The organism is Kribbella sp. NBC_01484, from assembly GCF_036227145.1.
Taxonomy (GTDB): domain Bacteria; phylum Actinomycetota; class Actinomycetes; order Propionibacteriales; family Kribbellaceae; genus Kribbella.
Window position 1 is genome coordinate 8,643,378 of the sequence record NZ_CP109437.1, and the last position, 23,375, is coordinate 8,666,752.

General features: G+C 68.7%; 25 protein-coding genes. 9 read left to right on the forward strand and 16 right to left on the reverse strand.

The window, feature by feature from the left end:
• The first annotated feature begins 71 nt into the window (after positions 1-71).
• The 3 genes from OG555_RS41645 (at position 72) to dprA (ending at position 3,372) form a co-directional block, all read left to right on the forward strand.
• Positions 72-428 (forward strand): YraN family protein, encoded by a 357-nt coding sequence (locus OG555_RS41645; RefSeq protein WP_328519468.1) that lies wholly within the window; start codon positions 72-74, stop codon positions 426-428.
• Complete coding sequence (locus tag OG555_RS41650; protein WP_329479526.1) at positions 428-1,990, forward strand: YifB family Mg chelatase-like AAA ATPase; 1,563 nt, start codon at positions 428-430, stop codon at positions 1,988-1,990. Before OG555_RS41645 ends, OG555_RS41650 begins: the two co-directional genes overlap by 1 nt.
• 125 nt (positions 1,991-2,115) lie before the next feature.
• Positions 2,116-3,372, forward strand: a complete 1,257-nt coding sequence (dprA, locus tag OG555_RS41655) for a DNA-processing protein DprA (RefSeq protein ID WP_329479528.1) — start codon at positions 2,116-2,118, stop codon at positions 3,370-3,372.
• A gap of 15 nt (positions 3,373-3,387) precedes the next feature.
• Here dprA and OG555_RS41660 read toward each other — a convergent pair whose 3' ends face one another.
• The 11 genes from OG555_RS41660 to OG555_RS41710 all read right to left on the reverse strand — a co-directional run bounded on the left by OG555_RS41660 (position 3,388) and on the right by OG555_RS41710 (position 11,605).
• On the reverse strand, positions 3,388-3,711 hold the full coding sequence (locus tag OG555_RS41660; protein ID WP_012922325.1) for a DUF2469 domain-containing protein: 324 nt from the start codon (positions 3,709-3,711) through the stop codon (positions 3,388-3,390).
• A 76-nt stretch (positions 3,712-3,787) separates the two neighbouring features.
• Complete coding sequence (locus tag OG555_RS41665; protein WP_329479530.1) at positions 3,788-4,486, reverse strand: ribonuclease HII; 699 nt, start codon at positions 4,484-4,486, stop codon at positions 3,788-3,790.
• Between the two features lie 141 nt (positions 4,487-4,627).
• A complete protein-coding gene (gene lepB, locus OG555_RS41670; RefSeq protein ID WP_329479532.1) occupies positions 4,628-5,392 on the reverse strand; it encodes a signal peptidase I in 765 nt (254 codons plus the stop codon).
• Entirely contained in the window at positions 5,389-6,018 is a 630-nt protein-coding gene (lepB, locus tag OG555_RS41675; RefSeq protein WP_329479534.1) for a signal peptidase I, read from the reverse strand. Before lepB (OG555_RS41675) ends, lepB (OG555_RS41670) begins: the two co-directional genes overlap by 4 nt.
• Before the next feature lie 143 nt (positions 6,019-6,161).
• Complete coding sequence (rplS, locus tag OG555_RS41680; protein WP_329479536.1) at positions 6,162-6,521, reverse strand: 50S ribosomal protein L19; 360 nt, start codon at positions 6,519-6,521, stop codon at positions 6,162-6,164.
• A gap of 155 nt (positions 6,522-6,676) precedes the next feature.
• Positions 6,677-7,876 (reverse strand): tRNA (guanosine(37)-N1)-methyltransferase TrmD, encoded by a 1,200-nt coding sequence (gene trmD, locus OG555_RS41685; protein ID WP_329479538.1) that lies wholly within the window; start codon positions 7,874-7,876, stop codon positions 6,677-6,679.
• Positions 7,877-7,887: 11 nt separating this feature from the next.
• The gene (gene rimM, locus OG555_RS41690; protein ID WP_329479540.1) at positions 7,888-8,436 is read right to left on the reverse strand and encodes a ribosome maturation factor RimM; all 549 of its coding nucleotides are present in this window, start codon (positions 8,434-8,436) and stop codon (positions 7,888-7,890) included.
• A 96-nt stretch (positions 8,437-8,532) separates the two neighbouring features.
• Complete coding sequence (locus OG555_RS41695) at positions 8,533-8,784, reverse strand: RNA-binding protein (protein ID WP_328526964.1); 252 nt, start codon at positions 8,782-8,784, stop codon at positions 8,533-8,535.
• Between the two features lie 5 nt (positions 8,785-8,789).
• Positions 8,790-9,308: a 30S ribosomal protein S16 gene (gene rpsP, locus OG555_RS41700; protein ID WP_329479542.1), complete on the reverse strand. Its 519-nt coding sequence runs from the start codon at positions 9,306-9,308 to the stop codon at positions 8,790-8,792.
• Between the two features lie 174 nt (positions 9,309-9,482).
• Complete coding sequence (locus OG555_RS41705; protein ID WP_329479544.1) at positions 9,483-10,826, reverse strand: 6-phospho-beta-glucosidase; 1,344 nt, start codon at positions 10,824-10,826, stop codon at positions 9,483-9,485.
• Positions 10,823-11,605, reverse strand: coding sequence for a DeoR/GlpR family DNA-binding transcription regulator (locus OG555_RS41710; RefSeq protein ID WP_329479546.1), 783 nt, complete (start codon positions 11,603-11,605; stop codon positions 10,823-10,825). Before OG555_RS41710 ends, OG555_RS41705 begins: the two co-directional genes overlap by 4 nt.
• Positions 11,606-11,781: 176 nt before the next feature.
• Between OG555_RS41710 and OG555_RS41715 the strand changes: the two genes are divergently transcribed.
• From OG555_RS41715 to OG555_RS41730, 4 genes are all read left to right on the forward strand, one after another.
• Entirely contained in the window at positions 11,782-12,729 is a 948-nt protein-coding gene (locus OG555_RS41715; protein ID WP_329479548.1) for a carbohydrate kinase family protein, read from the forward strand.
• A 5-nt stretch (positions 12,730-12,734) separates the two neighbouring features.
• Positions 12,735-14,021: an ABC transporter substrate-binding protein gene (locus OG555_RS41720; RefSeq protein ID WP_329479550.1), complete on the forward strand. Its 1,287-nt coding sequence runs from the start codon at positions 12,735-12,737 to the stop codon at positions 14,019-14,021.
• Between the two features lie 115 nt (positions 14,022-14,136).
• A complete protein-coding gene (locus OG555_RS41725) occupies positions 14,137-15,087 on the forward strand; it encodes a carbohydrate ABC transporter permease (RefSeq protein ID WP_329479552.1) in 951 nt (316 codons plus the stop codon).
• Entirely contained in the window at positions 15,087-15,911 is an 825-nt protein-coding gene (locus tag OG555_RS41730; protein WP_442914548.1) for a carbohydrate ABC transporter permease, read from the forward strand. The genes OG555_RS41725 and OG555_RS41730 overlap by 1 nt, the downstream gene beginning before the upstream one ends.
• Here the strand turns inward: OG555_RS41730 and OG555_RS41735 are convergent.
• On the reverse strand, positions 15,877-18,162 hold the full coding sequence (locus tag OG555_RS41735) for a caspase, EACC1-associated type (protein WP_329479556.1): 2,286 nt from the start codon (positions 18,160-18,162) through the stop codon (positions 15,877-15,879). The genes OG555_RS41730 and OG555_RS41735 overlap by 35 nt on opposite strands.
• Before the next feature lies 1 nt (position 18,163).
• Complete coding sequence (locus tag OG555_RS41740) at positions 18,164-18,547, reverse strand: hypothetical protein (RefSeq protein WP_329479558.1); 384 nt, start codon at positions 18,545-18,547, stop codon at positions 18,164-18,166.
• Between the two features lie 124 nt (positions 18,548-18,671).
• Here OG555_RS41740 and OG555_RS41745 point away from each other — a divergent pair, with 124 nt between their 5' ends.
• Both OG555_RS41745 and OG555_RS41750 read left to right on the forward strand, forming a co-directional pair.
• Entirely contained in the window at positions 18,672-18,866 is a 195-nt protein-coding gene (locus OG555_RS41745) for a hypothetical protein (protein WP_184830799.1), read from the forward strand.
• Positions 18,867-18,906: 40 nt separating this feature from the next.
• Positions 18,907-20,256 (forward strand): SPFH domain-containing protein, encoded by a 1,350-nt coding sequence (locus tag OG555_RS41750; RefSeq protein WP_329479560.1) that lies wholly within the window; start codon positions 18,907-18,909, stop codon positions 20,254-20,256.
• 67 nt (positions 20,257-20,323) lie between these two features.
• Here OG555_RS41750 and OG555_RS41755 read toward each other — a convergent pair whose 3' ends face one another.
• The 3 genes from OG555_RS41755 to OG555_RS41765 form a co-directional block, all read right to left on the reverse strand.
• Positions 20,324-20,953 carry a response regulator gene (locus tag OG555_RS41755; protein ID WP_442914549.1) on the reverse strand — a complete coding sequence of 210 codons (630 nt, stop codon included), beginning with the start codon at positions 20,951-20,953 and terminating at the stop codon, positions 20,324-20,326.
• Positions 20,953-22,185, reverse strand: coding sequence for a sensor histidine kinase (locus OG555_RS41760; RefSeq protein ID WP_329479564.1), 1,233 nt, complete (start codon positions 22,183-22,185; stop codon positions 20,953-20,955). Before OG555_RS41760 ends, OG555_RS41755 begins: the two co-directional genes overlap by 1 nt.
• 83 nt (positions 22,186-22,268) lie before the next feature.
• Positions 22,269-23,357 carry an amidohydrolase family protein gene (locus OG555_RS41765; protein WP_329479566.1) on the reverse strand — a complete coding sequence of 363 codons (1,089 nt, stop codon included), beginning with the start codon at positions 23,355-23,357 and terminating at the stop codon, positions 22,269-22,271.
• Positions 23,358-23,375: the final 18 nt, after the last annotated feature.

Genomic DNA, 23,375 nt, shown 5'->3' on the forward strand with positions numbered 1-23,375 from the left:
TCCACAGGCGAAAACTGAGGTCTGAAATCGTGGCCTGATCCCGGCATGTTCTTAGCCGGAGGTGGTCATCGATGCGGACCAAGAACGCAGTCGGGCGGTACGGCGAGGATCTCGCCGCGAGGTATCTCACGTCGCACGGTTTCGCCGTGCTCGAGCGCAACTGGCGCTGCGAGCTCGGCGAGATCGACATCGTCGCGCGCGAAGGCGACACGCTGGTCGTCTGTGAGGTGAAGACGCGCCGCGGGCTGAACTACGGCAGCCCGCTGGAGTCGATCACCTACCGGAAGCTGACCACGCTCCGCAAGCTGGCCGGCCGCTGGCTGCAGACCCACCAGCTCAGACCCGCGGCAATCCGGATCGACATCATCGCGGTCCTCTTCGACCACAACACGCCCCCGAGCGTCGACCACGTGCGGGGGGCGGCCTGATGTCGCTCGCACAGACGTGGTCGGTCGCTCTGGTCGGCCTGGAAGGGCATCTGGTCGAGGTCGAAGCGGACATCGCCCAAGGCCTGCCGAAGACAACGCTGATCGGCCTACCGGACGCCTCGCTGTCCGAGGCCCGCGACCGGGTCCGCGCCGCGGTCGTGAACAGCGGGGAGCGATTCCCCGACCGCAAGGTCACCATCGGCCTCTCGCCGGCCACACTGCCCAAGACCGGTTCTCACTACGATGTCGCGATCGCTCTCGCTCTGCTCACGGCGGCCGGGGTGGTCGAGCCTGGCCCGCTCCGGCAGACGGCGATCATCGGCGAGCTCGGACTCGACGGCCGGATCCGTGAGGTCCGCGGTGCCCTCGCGATGACGCTGGCCGCCGCCAGGGCCAACTTCGAGCGCATCGTCGTCCCCGAGCTCAACTCCGGCGAAGCCCGCCTGGTCCCCGGCATCGAGGTGTACGGCGTGCGGTCATTGCGGCAGGTGCTCGCGCTGCTCCGCGGGACCGAGGTCCCTGACGAGGCCCCACCCCGCGCCGAGCCGCGGCTGTTGTCCGAGTCGCTGACGCGGGTTCCAGAGGTCGACCTCGACGATGTCATCGGCCAACACGAAGGGCGGCGGGCGATCGAGGCCGCTGCCGCGGGTGGGCATCATCTGCTCCTGCATGGGCCGCCAGGGTCCGGCAAGACGATGCTGGCAGAGCGGCTCGCTGGACTGATGCCCGACCTGAGCACGGACGACTCGCTGGAGGTGTCGGCTGTGCACTCGTTGGCCGGGCTGCTGACCAGCGACGCCGAGCTCGTCGTTCGTCCGCCGTTCATCGCGCCACACCACACGGCGTCGCTCTCCAGCCTCGTCGGCGGCGGCTCGGGGATGCCGCGGCCCGGTGCCATCAGTTGCGCACACCGCGGGATCCTCTTCATCGACGAGGCGCCCGAGATGCATCCGCTCACCTTGGACACGCTGCGGCAGCCGCTCGAGTCGGGCTACATCGAGGTGCATCGATCGGCCGCCGTGGCCAAGTTCCCGGCACGCTTCATGCTCGTCCTGGCGGCCAATCCCTGCCCCTGCGGACTGTCCGGGACGAACCAAGGGATCTGCAACTGCACGCCTCAAGTGCTGGCGCGCTACCGGCAACGGATCAGCGGCCCGATCAAGGACCGCCTCGATATCCAGCGCCAGATCTTGCCGGCCGCCCGCGCCATCAACGACGAGAAGCCGGAGTCGACCGCAGTCGTCGCCGCCCGCGTCCAGTCGGCTCGCGAGCGCCAAGGGCACCGCTACCGCGACACCGGCTGGATCCTCAACAGCGAGGTCCCCGGCCCGGTCCTCCGCCGCGACTACCCACTCGATGCCGCCAGCCACAAACTCCTCGAGGACCTCTACTCCGGCGGCCGCATCACCGCCCGCGGCTTCGACCGCGTCGTCCGCCTCGCCTGGACCTTGGCCGACCTGGAAGGCATCGCCCAACCCACCGTCGACCTCACCCACCAAGCCTTCCAGCTCCGCACCGGCGAACCCCTGACCAACCTCGCCGACACCCGCCCCCTCAGCTGAAACACCGCACAACGTCCGCCCGAACAACACCCACCCCTCACCTGACCCGGCGGCGACCGGCCGGCCTCACCCGTCTCCCCGGCTGACTGACCCCACCGACAGCCGTCCCGCACAAGGAGCCCGATATGAACTCGACCTGCGCCACCACGACCAACGGCCTCGCGACGGACGCGAGTCTGCCGCTCAAGACGCCTCCGCCGCCGAACAGACCGGGTCGGGCTGGGGTTGGTGGGGGTGATGACGAGGAGCGGTTGGCTCGGGTCGGGTTGTCTCGGGTGGTGGAGCCCGGGGATCTGGCGGCGCTCAAGGCGTTCGACGGGTTGGACGTGCTGGAGATCTGGGAGCTGCTGCAGCAGAAGGCTCCTGGGGTGGAGCGGTGGTCTACCAGGCTGGCTGAGGCTGAGCCGGAGCGCGACTTGGAGCGAGCGGCTGCGGCGGGGGCACGGTTTGTGATTCCTGGGGATGACGAGTGGCCGGAGCAGGTGGAGATCCTCGCGGAGGCCGGCCAGCTGAGCCGCCGAGCGGGCGTGCCGTTCGGATTGTGGGTCCGCGGCCCGGCGAACCTGCGGCGTGCCCTCACCCAGGCCGTGGCGATGGTGGGTGCGCGCGCGTGTTCGTCGTACGGCGAGCATGTCGCGGCTGAGCTGTCGTCGGGATTGGCGGACAACGGCGTCACGGTGGTGTCCGGCGGGGCTTATGGGATCGACGCAGCGGCTCACCGTGGCGCGCTCGCGGCGTCGGGGCTGACGGTTGCGGTGCTGGCGTGCGGGGTCGACGTCAGTTATCCGAAGAGCAACTCGGCCCTGTTCAGCCGGATCGTCGAGGACGGCCTGGTCGTGAGTGAACTACCGCCGGGATGTTCGCCGACGAAATTGCGGTTCCTGTCCCGCAACCGGCTCATCGCCGCCGGCACGCTGGGGACGGTCGTGATCGAGGCCGCCGTACGCAGCGGTGCCCTCAACAGCGCGGGCTGGGCCGAGCAGTGCGGTCGCGCTGTGCTCGCCGTGCCAGGTCCGATCACGTCGCGGATGTCCGAAGGCAGCCACCTCTTGGTCCGCGAACGAGACGCAGTCCTCGTCACGAACGTTGCCGACATCATCGAAGCGATCTCGCCGCTCGGCACCCACCTCAGCCCGTACCCGCACGCCCCCAAGAATCCGATCGACGACCTGAACCACGACGTCCGCCGCACGCTCGACGCCGTCCCTGTCGTCCGTTCCGCCCCTGCCGACCGGATAGCCACCACCGCGGGCTTGGACCTCCCCACAACCGAGAGCTGCCTCGACACCCTCGCAGACCTGCACCTCATCGAGCACGACGACTCCGGCTGGCACCTGACCCCAACAACTCCACCACCAGACCAAAGCCTGCCGAGCTCATGAGCCCTGGTGCGGCGGTCAGCGGCCGAAGTCGGAGTCTTTGGGGACTTCCAGGTCGGACTTGGCGAGCTCTTCGATGTTGACGTCGCGGAAGGTGACCACCTTGGCGTTCTTGACGAAGCGGGCGGAACGGTAGACGTCCCAGACCCACGCGTCGGCCATCGTCACCTCGAAGTACACGTCGCCGCCCTCGGTGCGGACCTTCAGGTCGACCGCGTTGCACAGGTAGAAACGCCGTTCGGTCTCCACGACGTACTTGAAGATCCCGACGACGTCCTTGTACTCCCGATAGAGCTGTAGCTCCATATCGGTCTCGTACTTCTCGAGGTCGTCAGCGCTCATGCCGCCACCTCGCTACGCTCGGCTCCGGCATGAGCGCTGCGGGGCGCTGAGTTGTTGGTTCGCTCGCTACGCTCACTCACAGGCTCTCCACTCCGGTGGGACTGGTCACATTCTGTCCCATATCGGGCCGCAGACTGCGGCGGACATTCTCGAACCGCCGTCGATGTTGTGGGCACGGGCCGTATTCGTCCAGTGCCGCCTGGTGCTCAGGTGTGCAGTAGCCCTTGTGGATCCCGAAACCGTACTGCGGGTACACCTTGTCCCAGTGCTCCATCACCCGGTCCCGCGTCACTTTGGCGATCACAGATGCGGCGGCGATACAAGCCGCCACGCGGTCACCCTTCCAGATCGCCAGGCCCGGTACGTCGAGACCGTCGACACCGAAGCCGTCGGTCAGCACGTACGCCGGGCGTACGTCGAGACGGAAAAGGGCTCGCCGGAGCGCTTCGACGTTGGCGACATGCATGCCGAGGCGGTCACACTCCGTCGACTCGATCGAGACCACCGACCAGGCGAGGGCGCGGTTGCGGATCTCGTCGTAGCAGCGGTCGCGCGCCTTGGCGGTGAGGAGCTTGGAGTCGGCGAGCTCGGGGATCTGACCGCGCTTGCCCTCCGGCAGGATCACCGCGGCGGCGACCAGCGGGCCGGCGCAGGGTCCACGGCCGGCCTCGTCCACGCCGGCGATCGGGTCCAGGCCGACGCGGCGCAGAGCCCGCTCGTACCCGTACAACCCGGCATCCCGCCGGACCGTGCTCCCGCGCGGCAACGCACTCATGCAGCCCTCCGCATCACACACCCCACCCTAGGCAGCCGCACCGACCAACATTGCAGGAGGTCGGGTGCGGATGGGTGGGTGTGGCGAGTGCGTCGGGTGTGGCCGGGGCCGAAGGGCGAGAGGTTGGGCACCGGGGGTCTCTCACTTGGGTGGTGGGGTGAGGGAGATCGAGGGTTTGTCCGGGGCCGGCCCGGGCGCTGGAACGGCTTTGAAGGTGTCCGGTACGCCGAGTTTGGCCCAGCGGCCGGCGGGCCAGACGATCATGATCGCGCGGCCGGTGATCTTGTCCATCGGGACGAAGGCGGCGTCACCCTGGTTGGCGCCGTCGGAGTCGGTGTCCTGCAGATGGACGCGGGAGTCCCCCGAGGCAGAGCGATGGTCACCCATCACGAACACGCGCCCCGCCGGGACAGTGACCTGGAAAACCATCTGCGACGGCGCGTCGCCCGGATACAGGTAGCTGGTCTCGTCGAGCGGCTGACCGTTGACCAGGAGCCGGCCCTTGGAGTCGCAGCACGCGACCTTGTCGCCCGGCATGCCGATCAGGCGCTTGATCAGGTGACCGTGGCTGGAGTCGGGCAGCAGGCCGACGACCTCGAAGAACCGGCCGATCGAGCCGCGCTTCTGACCGCTCTCCTCCGGGCCGAGCCAGCCGCCCGGATCCTCGAAGACGACCACGTCGCCGCGCTTCACGTCGGTGAGCTTCTCGACCACGACGCGGTCCCCGACCAGCAGGGTGTTCTCCATCGACTCGCTCGGGATGATGAACATCTGCCCGACGAACGCCCGCAGGATCGAGGAGACGATCAGGGCCCCGACCACGATCAGCACGAATTCGCGGGCCGCCGCCCCGAAGCCTGAGCGGTGGCCGGATTTGGCGTCCGTCTTGGTCGGTGTATCGGTCACTTCTTCAGCCCCGGCTTCTTGAAGGTTTCCGGAGGACGCAGCATCGTCATCCGGTCAGACGGCCAGATTACGCAACAGGCCCGGCCAACCACGTTCTCGACCGGCACGAATCCACCGCCGGGGCCGCCCATATGGGCACGGGAGTCGGCCGATTCGGCCCGATTGTCGCCCATCACCCACAGATGGCCGGTCGGCACGACCACGGAGAACGGCACCTCGGACGGCTTGGCGTCCTTGAGCAGGTACTCGCGCTCGTCCAGCGGGATCCCGTTCACGGTGATCTGGCCGGCCTTGTTGCAGCAGACCACCTTGTCACCGCCGATGCCGATGACGCGCTTGACCAGGTGACCCTCGCCGCTGCGCGGCAGGATGCCGACGAACTCACCGACCTTGCGGAACGGGCCGGGCTGCGCCTGCTCCTCGTTCAGCCAGTTGCTCGGGTCCTTGAAGACGATGATGTCGCCGCGGTCGACGTCCCGGTGCAGATAGCTGATCTTCTCGGCCAGGATCCGGTCGTCCTTGGTCAGGGTGTCGTACATCGACTCCGACGGGACGTAGAACGCCTCCGCGACGAACAACCGCAGCACCACCGTGATGACGAGTGCGAGCACCGTCACGGTGGTCATCTCGACAAGCAGACTGAGCAGCGGATTGCGCTGCTTCAGCCTGCGGTGACGTCCCTTGCTGCGACGTGCCCTCGATGCCGGGCGAGGGCGAGCGCGAGTCGCAGTGCTCGGCGCCATAGGTGACCGTCGTCGCTAGAAGACGTTCAGGAGGCCGGGACGTCCCGCTTCTCCTTGATCTTGGCTGCCTTGCCGCGCAGTTCGCGCAGGTAGTAGAGCTTGGCCCGGCGGACGTCGCCGCGAGTCACGACCTCGATCTTCTCGACGATCGGGGTGTGCAGCGGGAAGGTCCGCTCGACGCCGACGCCGAAGCTGACCTTGCGGACCGTGAAGGTCTCCTGCAGGCCACCACCCTGGCGCCGGATCACGACACCCTGGAACACCTGGACGCGGGACCGGTTGCCCTCGACGACCTTGACGTGCACCTTGACGGTGTCGCCGGGGCGGAAGGAGGGGATATCGTCGCGCTTGCTCGCGTTGTCGAGCTCGTTCAGGACGTTGCTCATCAGGTGTCTCTTCCTCGCGCGTGCCACAGGTCACCCACGAAATGTCGGTGGTGATGAAGTCATCAAAAGCTGCCGGTCGGTGGTCACCCCCTGTGGCAGGAGCACCGAAGGGCAGCAACGAGCAATCTTGCCACACCGCGCCAGCGGAACCGAAATCAGCGCCGCTTGCGACGCTTCGTGAGCACAACCAGCTCGACGTTCGCGGTCTGCTGCCGTCGATGTACCTCACGGTAACCGGCCTTCCGATACAGCTCGAGGTTGCGGTCACTCTCCGCACCGGTGTCGAGCTGGTACGACGTGACGCCGGCGGGCGCGAGCTGCTCGGCGACCCGCAGCAACCGGGCGCCCAGACCACGGCCCTGCCAATCCGGCGCGACCATGAGCCGTCCGATGTGGCCGACCTCACCGTCCACGGTCAGGTGCACCGAGCCGACGATCCGCGTGCCCGCGACCGCTTTGAGCACGCCGCCCTGCTTGACCCTGGCGACACACGCGTCCAGCTCCTCGGCCAGCGGCGGGATGGCGAGATCGCCGTAGAGCCGTCCCTCCGAGAGGAAGGCTGCCAGCTGCAGCGTGTAGAGCTCCCCCGCGTCCTCCTCGGTGGCCGGCAGCAGCCGGACCTGAGACGCGGCATCATCCTTCCCGGCGACCGCATCGCCCCACGCCGCGAGCAGATCAGGCCGGCGCTCGGCAGTACGGCGTACCGACTCCTCGTGGTGCCAGTCCGCGATCAGGCCGTGGTTCCCCGAGAGCAGTACGTCGGGTACGTCGTACCCGCGCCAGCTCGGGGGTTTCGTGTAGACCGGGTACTCGAGCAGGCCGTCGCCGGAGTGCGACTCCTCGGCCAGGGATTCCGGGTTGCCGATCACTCCGGGCAGGAGGCGAGCGACTGCCTCGACCATGACGAGTACGGCGACCTCACCGCCGTTGAGCACGTAGTCGCCGATGGACACCTCGTCGACCCGCATGCGCTCACCGGCGTACGACGCGACCCGCGCGTCGATGCCCTCGTAGCGGCCGCACGCGAAAGCGAGCCATGGCTCAGCCGCGAGCTCATAGGCGAGTTCCTGGGTGAAAGGGCGGCCTGCGGGCGTCGGCACGATCAGCCGGGGTTGCGTCGGGCCGTCTGCGGGCGCGATGGCGTCGAGGGCCTGGCCCCACGGCTCCGGCTTCATCACCATGCCGGCGCCACCGCCGTACGGGGTGTCGTCGACGGTCCGGTGCCGGTCGTGGGTCCAGTCGCGCAGGTCGTGCAGGTGGATGTCCAGGAGGCCGCTCTTGGCCGCCTTGCCGACCAGGGAGACGTCGAGCGCGGCCAGGTACTCCGGGAAGATCGTGACGACGTCCAGTCTCATCTGTCCGGGCCTCACTCCGGGCCCGGCTCGGTCGGGGCCACCTCGGCGCCCTCCGGGTCCAGCAGACCGGGCCGGTCGGCCACGACGACGTACCCCTTGTCCACGTTGATCTCCGGGACCAGCTCCTCGACCAGTGGCACAAGTACGGCGTTGCCCGCAGGGCGGCGGATCTCCAGGAGGTCCTGCGAAGGCAGGTGTACGACGTCGATGATCTCGCCGGCCTGGGCGCCGTCGTCGGTGCGGACGGCCAGACCGATCAACTCGCGGTCGTAGTACTCCTCCGGGTCCTCGGGGCGCTCGTCCTCCGAGACCTCGGATCGCACGGTCAGATTCCGCAACTGCTCGGCCGCGGTCCGGTCCGGCACGTCGGCGAACTTCACCAGCAGCCGCCCACTGTGCCAGCGGCTCGCGGCCACGGTCAGCGTCCGCGGCACCTTCGAGTCCGTCACCACGGTCGCGCCCTCCGCGAACCGCCGATCCGGCTCATCCGTGCGGACGTCCACCCCGACCTCGCCCTTGAGACCATGCGCCCGGCCGATCCGTCCGACAGTCACCAACACCCGCACAAACCTCTCTCTGCAGACACGACGATTCACCTGAGGATATGGCGAAGGGCCGCACCCGGTGGGGTGCGGCCCTTCGGGGACTGCTGCGAGTCAGCGGCGCGGACGCCGGTTGAGCTCGTCGACGAAGTCGATGCGCAGGGAGGACTCGGAGCTGAGGGCGCCGACGACGGTACGGATGGCGGTGGCGGTCCGGCCGTTGCGGCCGATCACCTTGCCGATGTCGTCGGGGTGGACGTGCACCTCGAGGGTGCGGCCACGCCGCAGGTTCCGGGCCCGGACGCTGACGTCGTCGGGGTTGTCCACGATGCCTCGGACCAGGTGCTCGAGCGCCTCGGTCTCCATCATCGTCAGGCCTTGGCGTCGTCGGCCGGCGCGGCCTCGGCGGCAGCCTCGGCCGGAGCCTCAGCAGCCTCGGCCTTCGGCTCCTCGGCCTTGGGCTCCTCGGCCTTGGGCGCGTCGTCCTTCTTCTCGGCCGTCTTCTTCGCCGCGGTCTTCTTGGCGGTGACGGCCTCGGTCTTCAGCGTGCCGTGCGCCTCGGCGAGGGCCTCGTTGAAGATCTCCTGCTTGTCCCGCTTCGGCTCCTTGACCCGCAGCGGCGCCGGAGCGGCCTCGCCCTTGAACTTCTGCCAGTCGCCGGAGGCCTTGAAGATCGCCTCGACGGCCTCGGTCGGCTGCGCGCCGACGCTCAGCCAGTACTGCGCCCGGTCCGACTCGACGTGGATGAACGACGGCTCGGTCTTCGGGTTGTACTTGCCGATCTCCTCGATGGCGCGGCCGTCACGCTTGGTGCGGGCATCCATCACGACGATGCGGTAGTGCGGCGCACGCTTCTTGCCGATGCGCTTCAAACGGATCTTGACTGCCACGTTTGTGGGGTCTCCCTTGGATTACATGTCTGGGTGAGCAGCACAGCGTCGTGGGGACAACGGGTGACCACTCGAATGGGCCGCATCAGGCAGTGGAGTTAGAGGGCTGCACGAACCTGGACGGACTCAGCAGGCCATTGTGCCAGATAGTCGGGTACGGCGACGAATCCGGCATTACGCCCGGAAGCGGGCGAGATCCGGCAGTTGGCCGGCGTACGCGTCGAGAAGCTTCCCCGCGGCGGTCACGGAGTCGATCAAAGGATGCCAGGCGAAGGCCCGCAACGCCGCATCCCGGGATCCTGAGTCCGCGGCTTCGATCGTGGACCGCTCGACAGCCTTGACCGAGCAGACCAGACCGGCCTGGTGGTCGGTCAGCTGGGACACCGTGACGGGCAGCGCACCGTTGGCGTCGACCGTGCAGGGGATCTCGACCACGGCGTCGTCGTCCAGCTGACGCAGTACGCCACGGTTCCGGACGTTCAGGATCAGGGAGGCCCGCTCGTTGTGGGCGATCGCCCGCATCAGCGACAGCGCGACCTGCTCGTATCCCCCGGCCGCCATGTCCCGCTCGTCGCGCTCTCCCGCGTCGGCGATCTCGCGGCTCTCCACCATGTACGTCGACTCACGCTCGGCCCGCGTCTTCTGCCACAGCTCCAGCGCATGCTCCGGTTGCCGCTCGGTCTCGGCGTAGAACGCGGACTGCTGCTCCAGCAGGAACGTCCCCCGCGTCTGCCGAACACCCTGTACGGCGGCCAGCGTCTCGCGCGCGAAGTAGTAGTAATGCAAGTACTCGTTCGGGATGCACCCCAACGACCGCAGCCAGTCCGCGCCGAAAAGCCGCCCCTCCTCGAAGGACGCCAGCGCATCGCTCGACTCCAGCAGCTCAGGCAGCCGATCCACTCCACCCGACCGCAGACCGCGCAGCCAGCCCAGGTGATTCAGCCCTGCGTAGTCGTAGAAGGCAGTCGACGGATCGAGTCCGAGCGCCAGCGCCGCCCGACGGCCCAGCCCGGACGGTGAGTCACAGATCCCGATCACCCGGTCCCCCAGGTACGGGATCATCGCCTCGGTCACCATCCCCGCCGGGTTGGTGAAGTTGATGACCCAGGCCTCGGGCGCGACCGCCGCGATCCGCTGGGCGATCCCCACGGCGACCGGCAGCGTCCGTAGGCCGTAAGCGATCCCACCGGCTCCGACCGTCTCCTGCCCGAGTACGCCGAGATCCAGCGCGACCCGCTCGTCGACAGTCCGCCCTTCCAGACCGCCCACCCGGATGGCCGAGAAGACGAAGTCCGCACCACGCAGCGCGTCGTCCAGATTGGTCGTTTCGGTGACTACCGGAGCGTCGGCCACCGCTGCGGCCTGCTGCCGCAGCACCGCGGCGATCGACGCGAGCCGCGTCCGGTCCGCGTCGTACAGCACCACCGACGTGATCCGGCCTGCGCCACGATCACCCAGCAACGCCTGATAGACGAGCGGCACCCGGAATCCACCGCCGCCGAGAATGGTCAGCCTCACGCCAACATCACCTGTACCCCCGCCTCCGCCAGTTGGGCCCGGGTCGCCTCGTCGGCGTCGGGCTCGGTCACCACCATGAAGAGTTCGCCCGGCTCGCAGACCCGCGCAACCCCGTGCCCCGGGAACTTCGTCCGGTCCGCCAGCAGCACCACCCGGTCGGCGGCCTTGATCATCGCGCGCTTCACCGGCACCTCGATCATCGTGCTGTCCATGACGCGCCCGTCCGGCCGGACCCCGCTGGTCCCGAGGAACAGCCAGTCGACGTGGATCTGCCGCAGGCTCTCCTCGGTCAGGTACCCGACCAGAGACCGGTAGCTCCGCCGGACGAACCCGCCGAGCACGATCAGTTCGATCTGCTCGTCGTGCTGCAACTCTTCGAGTACGGCGAGATTGCTCGTCACCACCGTCAACGACCGGCCGTGCAGGTGCTGCGCGACCCGGAGCGCTGTGGTCCCGATGTCGAGCAACACCGACTCGCCGTCACTCACCAACTCCGCGGCCCGCCGCGCGATCCGGTCCTTCTCCTCGGCATGTACGGCGTTCACGTCCGCGAACGGCTCGTCACCGCCGTCAACCGCGAGCGCGCCACCGTAGACCCGGGTGAGCCGGCCCTCGGCGTGCAACTGCTCGAGGTCGCGGCGAATCGTAGCCTCACTGACCCCCAACTGGCCGGCCAGCACCTTGACGCCCCCGGCCCCGTCGGCCCGGAGCGCGCGGACGATCTGATCCTGTCGCTGCTTCGGCAACACAGACAGACCGTACCACGCAAACTCTGTCATTTTCCGTCAAAGTCGTGAGCAGGTATTGCGGATCTTGCGCAGTAGCTCCAAGATTCATGCACGAGTTTGATCGACCCTGCAGGAGTGTGCTGAAACGTGGACGAGCGGAGCGAGTTCACCATCCAACACAGCGTCTTTCGTGCCTCATCCGCGCCCGGAGCGAAGCGAGGACGTGGATGAGTGCGCTGGACGTGGTGGTGTCCGGCTTGGTCTTCCAGGACCTGGTGCTCGGCCTGGCCACGCCACCCCGGCCCGGCACCGAAGTCTGGGCCGCCGATTCGCACGAGAGCCCCGGCGGCATCGCGAACTTCGCGGTCGCGCTCGCCCGGCTCGGCCTGCGGACCGGACTGGCCGCGGCGTTCGGCTCGGACCCCGAAGGCGACCACATCTGGGACAGCCTGACCGCCGAGGGCATCGACCTGACTCTCTCCCGCAAGCTCGCCGGCTGGCGGACCCCGCTCACCGTGGCCCTTGCCTATGACAACGATCGGGCACTCGTCACCCGCGGTACCCGTCCCCCGCTGTCGGCCGACGAGCTGATCACCGCGCCACCGGCCGCCCGAGCCGTCGCCGCCCACATCGGCCCCTGGCCGAACGAGTGGCTGGCGAAGGCGAAGGCGGCCGGTTGCGTGGTGTTCGCCGACGTGGGTTGGGATCCGTCCGAGCAGTGGGATCCCGCCGTCCTCGATCAGCTCGAGCACTGCGACGTGTTCCTTCCGAACGCCGGCGAGGCCATGAGCTACACCCGGACGGACAGTCCGGAGCAGGCGCTCGACCGGCTGGCGGAGCAGGTGCCGCTGGTCGTCGTGTCGAACGGCGCCGCCGGAGCCCTCGCGCTCGACGCGAGTACTGGCGAGAAAGTCGCCGTACCTGCGTATCCGGTCCCGGCGGCGGACACCACCGGGGCGGGTGATGTGTTCGCCGCCGGTTTCATCGCCGCGACGTTGTGGGAGCTGCCACTCGAGCAGCGCGTGCGGTTCGCCGCACTCACCGCGGCGCTGTCGGTCACCCGGCTGGGCGGCGCCGACGCCGCGCCCCGCTGGGCGGACCTGGCGGCCTGGCAGGCCGCGCACCCCGAAGACCACCACCTCCATGCGCTGATCAGCGCCCACTCAGGAAGGTAGAACCCATGGAGCTCTCACGTCGGACGCTGCTCGGGGGCTTCACGGCCGTGCTTGGCGGATCCCTCGTCGGCTGCTCGTCCGGGATGGACACCGGGGCGACGGCGAAGAAGAACACCACCACCGCGCTGGCGATGTGGTGCTGGCCGGGCGGTCTGGGCAAGTCCGTGCTCGACGACACGATCGCGCACTTCCCCGACCCGAAGATCAAGTACTCCGAGATCGGCGGCGACTTCAAGCAGAAGCTGATCACCACCTTCAACGGCGGTACGGGCATCCCGGACATCACCGGCCTCAAGGGCGAGGACATCGCCTCGCTGCTGCCGCAGGCCGAGCGGTTCGTGGACCTGAAGACGGTCGGCGCGGACTCGATCCTCGGCGACTACCTGGACTGGAAGGTCAAGCAGGCCACGACACTGGACGGCAAGGTGATCGGACTGCCGATCGACGTCGGCCCGACCGCGCTGTTCTACCGTGAGGACGTCTTCGCGGCGGGCGGACTGCCGAGCGACCCGGCCAAGGTGGCCGAGCAGCTGAAGACCTGGGACGACTTCTTCGCCGCCGGGGTCGAGCTGAAGAAGGCGAACCCGAAGGCGCCGCTCGTCTGGGACGCCACCGACCTGTACGACATGGTCGTCGGCCAGGGCACCGAGCGGTACATCTCCAAGGACAACACGTTCATCGGCGACCAGGACCACATCCGCAAGGCCTGGGACACCTCGGTCAAGGCGATGACGCTGAAGATCGACGGCAAGACGCCGAGCGGTGGCCCGGACTGGAACGCCGGCCTCGACCAGGGCACGATCCCCGCGCACATCGGCGCCGCCTGGGTGGCGCTGGACATCAAGTCGGCGGTCAAGACCAGCGTCGGCAAGTGGCGGCTGGCCCCGACACCGAGCGGACCGGCGAACTTCGGCGGCTCGTTCCTCGCGATCACCAAGAACGCGGCCGACCCGCAGAAGGCGTTCGAGGTGATCAAGTACATGCTCAGCCCGGACAACGAGGCGAAGGCGTTCGCCGATGCCCAGATCTTCCCCTCCGCACCGGCGGCGTACGACAAGCCGCAACTGAAGGCGGCCGACCCGTTCTTCGGCGGGCAGGTGCCGATCGAGACGTTCGGCCCGGCCGCCAAGGCCATCCCGGTGGCGTACCAGAGCCCGTTCGACGACGCTGTGGCCGCGCCGTTCCACGACGAGCTCAAGACCGTACAGACCGGCTCCAAGACCTCCGACGCCGCCTGGGCCTCCGCCGTCTCGAAGGCGAAGGCGATCGCCAAGCGCCAGGGCGTGCAATGACTGAGTCATGGCCGCGCCTCCGGCGCGGCGGGTCATGGGGCTGGTGCTCCCGGCCTTCCCTCGTCGCTCCAGTCGCTTCGCTCCCTCCGCTCCTCAGTCCAGGCCGGGAGGCCCCATGACCGGAACGGCGACCGCGCCGGCCACGAGTACCGCGCCGCTGACCGGATCCCCTGCTGGTCGGCGGCGCGGGCGCCGGGTCTGGTCGTACTGGCGGTTCTACCTGGCGCTGTCGCCGTTCTACGTGCTGTTCGCGGTCTTCGGGCTCTACCCGCTGGTTTCGACGATCGTGCTGGCGTTCCAGCGCTGGGACGGTCTGAGCGCCCGCCGGTTCACCGGGTTGGACAACTTCAGGTTCCTGGCTGCGGACCCGACGTTCTGGCAGGCGCTGAAGAACACCGTGGTCCTGTTCCTGATGTCCACGGTTCCGACGCTGGCGATTGCCTTGGTGCTCGCGGTGATGCTGCAGTCCGCCGTACGGTTCACGAACGTCTACCGGATCGCGTACTTCATCCCGAACGTCACCTCGCTGGTGGCGATGGCGATCTTCTTCAGTTCGGTGTTCAGCACCAACTTCGGCCTGGTCAACGCGGCCCTGCGCTCGCTGGGCATCCCGCAGCAGGACTGGCTCGGCGAGCCCTGGGGGATCAAGATCGCGATCTCGACGATGATCGTGTGGCAGTGGGTCGGGTACAACACGCTGATCTATCTGGCCGGTCTGCAGGCGATCCCGAGAGAGCAGTACGAAGCGGCCAAGGTCGACGGGGCCGGCGCCGTCCGGACGTTCTTCTCGATCACGCTGCCGCAACTGCGGCCGGTCGTGTTGTTCACCGTGATCATCTCGACCATCGGCGGACTGCAGACCTTCACCGAGCCGCAGGTGATGGTCGGCAACAGCGGCGGCACCGGGCAGAGCGGGATGACCGTCGTCCTGTTCTTCTACCGGGCCGCGTTCCTGGACAACGACTACGGGTACGCCGCCGCGATCGCGCTGAGCATCTTCCTGCTCGTGCTGTTGTTCACGGCCGTCAACTGGCGGATCTTCCGCGGCCGGGGAGAGGACCGATGATGCGCTACCGATGGCGCGGGATCGCGCTGCACGCCGTCCTCGTGCTGGCCCTGCTGGTGTTCATGTTCCCGTTCGCCTGGACCGTCATCATGGCGTCGAACAGTACGGCGGACATCTACCGGTTCCCGCCGAAGTTCACCTTCGGGTCGCAGTTCGACGACAACGTCCGGCACGTGCTGGCGAACGTAGCGTTCTTCCAGTCGATGGCGAACACCGCGGTGGTGGCGATCTCGACCACGCTGCTGGTGCTGTTCTTCGATTCGCTGGCCGCGTTCACCTTCGCCAAGTTCCGGTTCCCCGGACGGCAGGCGCTGTTCGTGCTGTTGCTGGCGACGATGCTGCTGCCCGCGCAGTTGGCCGCCGTACCGCAGTTCCAGACGATGGCGATCCTCGGATGGGTCGGTTCGCTGAAGGCGCTGATCATCCCGGGGGCGGCGAACGCCTTCGGCATCTTCTGGATGCGGCAGTACTTCCAGAACTCGATCCACGACGAACTGGTCGAGGCCGCGACGCTCGACGGCTGCGGGTTCCTCGGCACGTACTGGCACGTCGCACTGCCATCGGCGCGGCCGGCGCTGGCGTTCCTCGGCATCTTCACGTTCGTCGCGTCCTGGAACGACTACATGTGGCCGCTGATCGTGCTGACCAATCCCGACCACCTCACCCTGCAGGTGGCGCTGTCCACGCTCAACCGGTCGCATGGCGTCGACTACAGCATGGTGATGACCGGTGCGTTGATGGCGATGGTGCCGCTGGTGATCGTCTTCGCGATCTTCGCCCGCCAGTTCATCAAGGGTGCGACGGAGGGCGCCGTACGCGGATGAGCACGGCGGCCGCCACCAGCGCGTTGCCGAGCAGTGCGGTGAGGAAGGCGGGCGGTGAGTCGCCCCGAGTCGCGGCGGGGATGCTGCCGATGACGCTGATCACGGCGTACGTCGTCACCGCGGTGGTCAGCCAGATCCGGGTCCTGGTCTCCGTTGCTGCCACGGCCAGCCAGGCCAGTCCAACCGTGACGAGGGGCTCCAGCACGGCCAGCTTGGTGACGGTGAACCACGAAATACCGTCCGGGTGCTTGATCAATGCGCTCGCCAGCAACAAGAGGCCGCCGGCAACGATCAGGACTGCCGTCAGCGCCGCGACCGGCCAGAATCTCCAGCCGGCCGGGCGCAGCACGATCAGCAGTACGGCGGCCATCGCGGCGGCGACCGCGACCGTGGCGACCCAGGTGCCGGTCTCGTTCCAGGAGATGCCGGCGCCGAGGATCACCAGGCCGCCCTCGATCAGCGACGCCGCACATCCGGCGACGATCCCTAGCGCGATGGGTCCCACCCATCGCGCGGCCAGGCCGGCCAGCAAAGCCGCGAACGAGGACAGGATCACGGGGTCGCCCCAGCCGCGGTAGACGTACCACCCGGTGTTGTCGTGGTCGTACCAGGCATACCGGTACGCGCCCGGCCAGTTCAGGCGGACCAGGAGCAGGGCTCCGACGGTCAGTGCGGCGATCGCCCACCACGGCACCTGCTCCGACGTCTTCGGAGGCTTCTCCGATTCCGACGTCTTCGGAGGCTTCTCCGATTCCGACGTCTTCGGAGGCTTCTCCGATTCCGACGTCTTCGGAGGCTTCTCCGATTCCGACGTCTTCGGAGGCTTCTCCGATTCCGACGTCTTCGGAGGCTTCTCGGATTCCGGTGTCTTCCGGGGTTTTTCGGATTGCTGGCTGACAACCGGCGCCGGTTGGGCCTGCTCGGGTGCCGGTGGCTGCGGGACCGGGGTCGGCTTGGACGGGGGTTCGGGTTCGGGCGGTGGGGGTGGTGGTTCGGACTCGGTGTCCGGCATCGTCAGCCGGACCGGCACCGTGCACTGCCCGGTCGGTCCCTCGACGACCACCGAGGCCATGCGGTCACTCGGCGAGGTGGGCACTGCGGTCAACCGCACGGTCGCGCCGTCCTGCTCCACCCTGACCCAGCCGGCCCCGGATGACGCGACGGCGGTCCGGGCGATCGGTGGTCCCTCGACCCGCAGCTCGCCGACCGCCACGCCATCGGCGAGCTCGAGGTCCAGCTCGGCCGGCGTGACTCGCGGGACGCCTTGGGCGATCGCTTCGGTCGCGGCTTCGGAGACCTTGCGGCTGTCGTCGTCGACCATCCGGTGCAGTGCCTGCCAAGCGGCATACGCCTGCCCGAGATCCGCGTCCTCCAGGCGCTCGCGCAGGTAGTCGACGACCCCGAACCTTGCTGCCGGCAACGGACTCTCCATCGCCTCCGACAGTTCCGGTGCGAGCGGGGCCGGGGTGATCCGGCGGATCCGGCTGCGTGCGATCAGCAGCTCGCCCTGCGATCCGAACGTCCACATCTGCGGATTCTGATTCGGCGTAACCCGATGCACCCGGTCGGTCACGTACCCGACCAGCTCGGTGAGTCCGACCCAACCGTCGCCGTCCTTGTCCGCCTCACCGGTGGTCAGGCCGTCCACGACGGCGCTGGTGAACACCGACGGAGCCGGCGTCGACGCATCCGCTGTCAGCTGGCCGCCCTCGAAGGCGTACTCCATCGCGCTGGACGCCGTGACGATCACACGGCCACGCCCGCCGCCGACCTGCTCCTGCCCGGCGAACGCGTCCCGGACCTGCGCCTCGCCGGATGCGCGGACCACCATGCCCCGCGGGAATGCGCCGCCGTAGCAACAGTCCAGGAACAGTGCGATCCGCTGGGCGCGGCTGTCGGCCATCTGCCGGTTGACGAAGTCCGCCGCCACCGCGGTCGACGCAAGCCTCGTCGGCAGAGTGTCCGCGACGGCCAGGAACAGCTCGCCGGCCGCGTTCTTCAAGCCATGGCAGGAGAAGTGCAGCAACAGCAGGTCCTCGGGCGCGCGGTCGGCGAAGAAGTCCTCGACCGCGAACCTGATCTCCTGGGCCGATTCGTTGTGCAGGACGCGGACCTCGAACCCGCCGATCGACGGATCCGTCAGCACCTCCGCCAGCGCGGCCGCGTCCTGGGCCGGGGCGGCCAGGCTGCGCAGCCCAGGATCGGCGTACTCGTCGTTGGCTACGACGAGCGCGACGCGCGAGCCGCCCATCTCATCCGTCCGCGCCGCTGTGACGCCGGATGAAGGCGTCCACGAGTTCCTGCTGCGCCCGATCGCTGGCACCGGTCAGCTCGATCACGTCCCCGTCGATCGTGAGCTTCACCGTCCGCCCGCCGCCGGACCTGCGCAGCCACCCTCGCACGACGGCGACAACCGCGCCGATCGCCTGCAGGCCAGGTGCCAGCGAGACGGACAGAACGCCTGCGAGCGCGGCGAGGCCGCTCCGCGTCCCCTCGGGTGCCGCACCCTCGTAGTAAGGCTCGACCGACTGGACGTCGAGCGTCAGCAACTCCTCCCGCAGCAACAGCGCCAGCTCCTCGAGCCGCGCCTCGTCGGATCCCTCCTCGACCACCCCTACGCGAACATCGGCGCTCATGACCCCTCCCCGCCCCCCAGGCCGCGCGTGGTTCAACCATGCTCCTGTGCCGTCCCGGCGACAAGGCGTGACCTGCGGGTAGGCTGCGGAACCCAGAGTGGCAGCTGTACGTCGGAGGGGCGTCATGGTGGGCAAGCGGGGACGTGTGATCGGCCGGATCGCACCGGGGATCGTCGGCGAGGTGATGCTGCCGGTCCGGGGTGCCACCGAGGCCTTCTACGCTTACCCGGCGACCGACGAGGTGATCGAGGTGGGCACACAGGTGGTCGTGGTCGATTTCGACCCGCCCCGCACCGTGTACGTCGCTCGCGCCATCTGACTCCCTGTTCCTCTGAATCTGTACAGCCCCTGGAGGGGAAATGCTCTGGACGTACGTGATCATCGCCGCGGTGGCGGTGGTCGTCCTCCTCATCGTGTTCCGGATGGTCTGGCGGGTGGCGGAGCCGAACGAGGCTCTGATCATCTCCGGCCTCGGCGCGCACTCGAGCTCCGAGCAGATCAACGAGACGCTCGGCTTCAAGATCGTGGTCGGCCGCGGCACCGCCGTACTGCCGGGCTTCCAGACCGTACGGCGGTTGCCGCTGGACATCCGCGCGACACCGCTGACCGTCACCTGCGTGTCCAGCCAGGGCATCCCGCTGCACATCAAGGGCGTCACGGCGTACAAGGTCGGTGACGACTACGGCTCGATCGCGAACGCGGCCCGGCGGTTCCTGGAGCAGAGCGACGAGCAGGTGATGAGCACGATCCACGAGCTGTTCGCGGGTCACCTGCGGGCGATCGTCGGCTCGACCACGGTCGAGGAGATGCTGCACGACCGGGAGACGCTGACGACGAACATCCGCGGCTCGCTGGCCGGCGACATGGAGAAGCTCGGCCTGGTGGTCGACTCGCTGCAGATCCAGGAGATCGACGACGAGTCCGGCTACATCAAGAACCTGGGCCGCCCGCAGGCCGCCGCGGTCGAGGCCGCGGCCCGGATCGCGCAGGCCGAGCGCGACCGGGAGGCGACCGAGCGCGAGCAGGCCGCCGCGGCGCAGAAGGCCGCGGCCGTCCGGGAGAGCTCGATCGCCCAGGCCGGCTACCAGGCCGAGGTCGACCAGGCCAACTCGAAGGCGTCCCAGTCCGGCCCGCTGGCCGAGGCGCTGGCCCGGCAGGAGGTCGTGGTCGCCGAGACGGAGACCGCGAAGCTGAACGCGTCGCTGGCCGAGAAGCAGCTGGAGTCGACCGTGCTGAAGCCGGCCGACGCCGAGGCGTACCGGCAGCGCACGCTCGCCCAGGCCGCCCGGGACGCGCAGATCGCGGCCGCCGAGGCGCAGGCCCGGGAGGTCCACCTGCGCGGTGAGGCGCAGGCGAAGGCGACCGAGCTGACCGGTAAGGCCGAGGCCGCCGCCGTCCAGGCGAAGGCGATGGCCGAGGCGGCCGGCATCAAGGCCCGGGCCGAGGCGCTGGCCACCAACACCGACGCGGTCGTCGCCCAGCAGCTGGCCGAGGCCTACCCGGAGATCGTCCGGGCCGCGTCGTCGTCGTTCGACAAGGTCGGCAACATGGTCGTGCTGAACGGTGCCCAGGGCATCGAGGACACCCTGGTGAAGACCATCACCATGGGTGGCTCCGGCTTCGCCCTGGCCAAGCAGCTGATCGACTCCCTGGCCACCAAGAAGAACGAGAAGCCCCTCCTAGAGTCCGTCCCCGACGAGACCGCGTAGTAAGCCCCCCGCGTAACGTCCGAAGAACTGTGGCCTATAGCGCTCGGTTCTTCGGACGTTACGGCTTTCAGAGCCCGAGGTGCGCGAGTACGGCGAGCACGCGGCGGTGACCGGAATCGGTCGGGGGCAGCTCGAGCTTGAGGAAGACGTTGCCGACGTGCTTGTGGACGGCGCCTTCGGAGATCACCAGCTTCTCGGCGATCGCTGTGTTGCCGAGTCCCTCCGCCATCAGCGCGAGTACCTCATGTTCCCGTGGCGTCAGCCGGTCCAGCGGGTTGCTCCGCTTGACCATCAGCTGGCTGACCACCTCCGGGTCGAGCACAGTCCCTCCCGCGGCCACCCGCCGTACCGCCTCGATGAACTCGTCGACCCGGGACACCCGGTCCTTCAGCAGATAGCCGACGCCTTCACTGCCGGCCGCGAGCAATTCGGCCGCGTAGACCTCCTCGACGTACTGCGAGAAGACCAGCACCGGGAGGCCGGGCCGGACCCGGCGGGCCTCGATCGCGGCACGGAGGCCCTCGTCGGTGAAGGTCGGCGGGAGGCGTACGTCGACCACCGCGACGTCCACCTCGTGCGTCGCCATCGCCTCCGCGAACTCCTCGACGTCGGTGGCGATCGCGGCGACCTCGAAGCCGGAGTTGTCCAGGAGCAGGCTGAGGCCTTCGGCGAGGATCGGGTTGTCCTCGAGGATCATCACCCGCACGGAAGGATCACCTCGATGGTGGTCGGCCCACCGATCGGGCTCTGCAGCTCCACCTGACCGTCGATCGCCTGCACCCGGTGGAGCATCCCATGCAGCCCACTCCCCCGACCCAGCAGGTCGGACTGCTCGTTGATCCGCGCTCCACCGATCCCGTCGTCGGTGATCACCAGACAGAGCTCAGAACCACGCCGCTCCATCAGTACGTCGACATGCCCGGCGGCACTGTGCTTTGTCACGTTGGTGAGCGACTCGGCGACGACGAAGTACGCAGCCGCTTCCACGGGTGCCGGCACCTGCCCGAGCTCGCCCAGCCGGAGGTCGACGGGCAGTGGGCAGCGAGCGCACAGTGCGGAGACCGCACCGTCCAGACCGCGGTCGGCGAGGATCGGCGGGTACATGGTCCGCAGTACGCCACGCAGCTCGTTCATCGCCTGCTCTGCACCGTCGCGGGCGTCGTCGAGCAGCTTGGCCGCCTTCTCCGGGTCGTCGGCCATGGTCTGCTTGGCGATGCCGATCCGCATGGCCAGTGACACCAGTTGAGCTTGCGTGCCGTCGTGCAGGTCGCGTTCAATGCGCCGTAGCTCTGCACCATGCGAGTCCACGGCGCCGGCCCGGCTCTTGGTCAGCTCCACGACCCGCTGCTGCAACCGTGCGGTGTCCAACTCGGCCTGACTCGGTGCGAGCAGCTGCCGTACCGCTCGAGCGTGTCCGCGGGCCACGGCCGGCGCGACCCAGCCCAGAAAGCCCAGAGTGACTGCCACCTGCAGCGGGCCGAGTGTCAGTGCCTTCAACCAGCTGTCGACGTCGACAGCCATCAGGCTGGACTGGCCTGAGGTGAACGGCCACAGCGCCATGCTGAGGAGTGCCGAGGGGATCCCGCTCACCGAGATCACCCCGATGATCAGTTCGGGGATCATGACCAGGGGCCCGAGCAGAATCCACAGGCTGCGCTTGAAGGACTTGTCCCGGAACAGCGTCACGACGTCGCCCGGCTTGCGCGGGGCGGCCGGCGGCAGCGGCGGGTCCTGCGCCAGACCGAGGTACCCCGTCGCGTTGTACCGCTCATTGTTCGCGAGCCGGACCAGGCTTGCGGTCCCGCCCGGGAAGGCCCAGCCGACCAGCAGGCCGATCGGCAGCGCGGCCAGCAGCACCATCGCCTTCAGAGAGCGGACCACCAGGTATCCACTGGCGCGAAGGCCCCGGAGCCAGATCTTGGTCAACATGCCTCAATCCTCCGGCAACCTACCGCCGCCCGTCGGTACAGCAGGCTCTACTGTTCATACTGGCGTGAGCTGGAGCGGGGGGATCAATCCACCACCCGACCGCGGAGGACGATCAGCCGCGGGTGGGTCAGGGCGGCCGGGTTCGCCCGTGGGTCCTCGTCGTACACGACCAGGTCGGCCGGATCGCCGGGCTTCAGCTCACTGGGCGCGCCGAGCCACTCGCGCGCACCCCATGACCCGGCGGCCAGCGCCTGCTCCCCCGACATCCCGATCTCGGTCAGGGCCTGGATCTCCTGCGCCACCAGGCCATGCCCGAGTACGCCGCCGGCATCGGTCCCGGCGTACACCGGTACGCCGGCCTCGTAAGCGTCCCGCAGCCGGACCAGGCGGCGATCGTAGAGGTCGCGCATGTGGGTCGAGTACACCGGGAACTTGGCGGCGGCCTGGTCGGCGTACTGCGGGAAGTTCTCCAGTTGGATCAGCGTCGGGACCACCGCGACGCCGTACTCGGCCATCCGGTCGAGCATGTCCGGCAGCAGGCCGGTGCCGTGCTCGATGCAGTCGATGCCGGCGGCAAGCAGGTCCGGGAGGGCGTGCTCGCCGAACACGTGCGCGGTGACCCGGGCGCCGAGCTCGTGGGCGCGGGCGATCGCCGCGGTCAGCGCCTCGGCCGGCCAGCACGCGGTGAGGTCGCCGGCGTCCCGGTCGATCCAGTCGCCGACCAGCTTGACCCAGCCATCACCACGGCCGGCCTCCTGCTCGACGTACGCGACCAGCTCGTCCGGCTCGATCTCCCAGCCGTAGTTGCGGATGTAGCGCTTCGACCGGGCGATGTGGCGGCCGGCCCGGATGATCTTCGGCAGATCCTCGCGCTCGTCGATCCAGCGGGTGTCCGCGGCCGAACCGGCATCCCGGACCAGCAGCGCGCCGGCCGCGCGGTCGGCGATCGCCTGCTGCTCCTGGGTTTCCCGGTCGACGGCGCCGTGCTGGTCGAGGCCGATGTGGCAGTGCGCGTCGACCAGCCCGGGCACGATCCAGCCACCGGTGTGCACGGTGCTGACATCGGCAGCGGTGGGCCGGTCGACGACCAGCCCACCGCTCAGGTGGAGCTCCCGCTGCTCGCCGGCCGGCAGCACCGTGCCGACCAGCCTTAGTACGCCGGATTCGGTCATACGGCCGACCGTATCCGG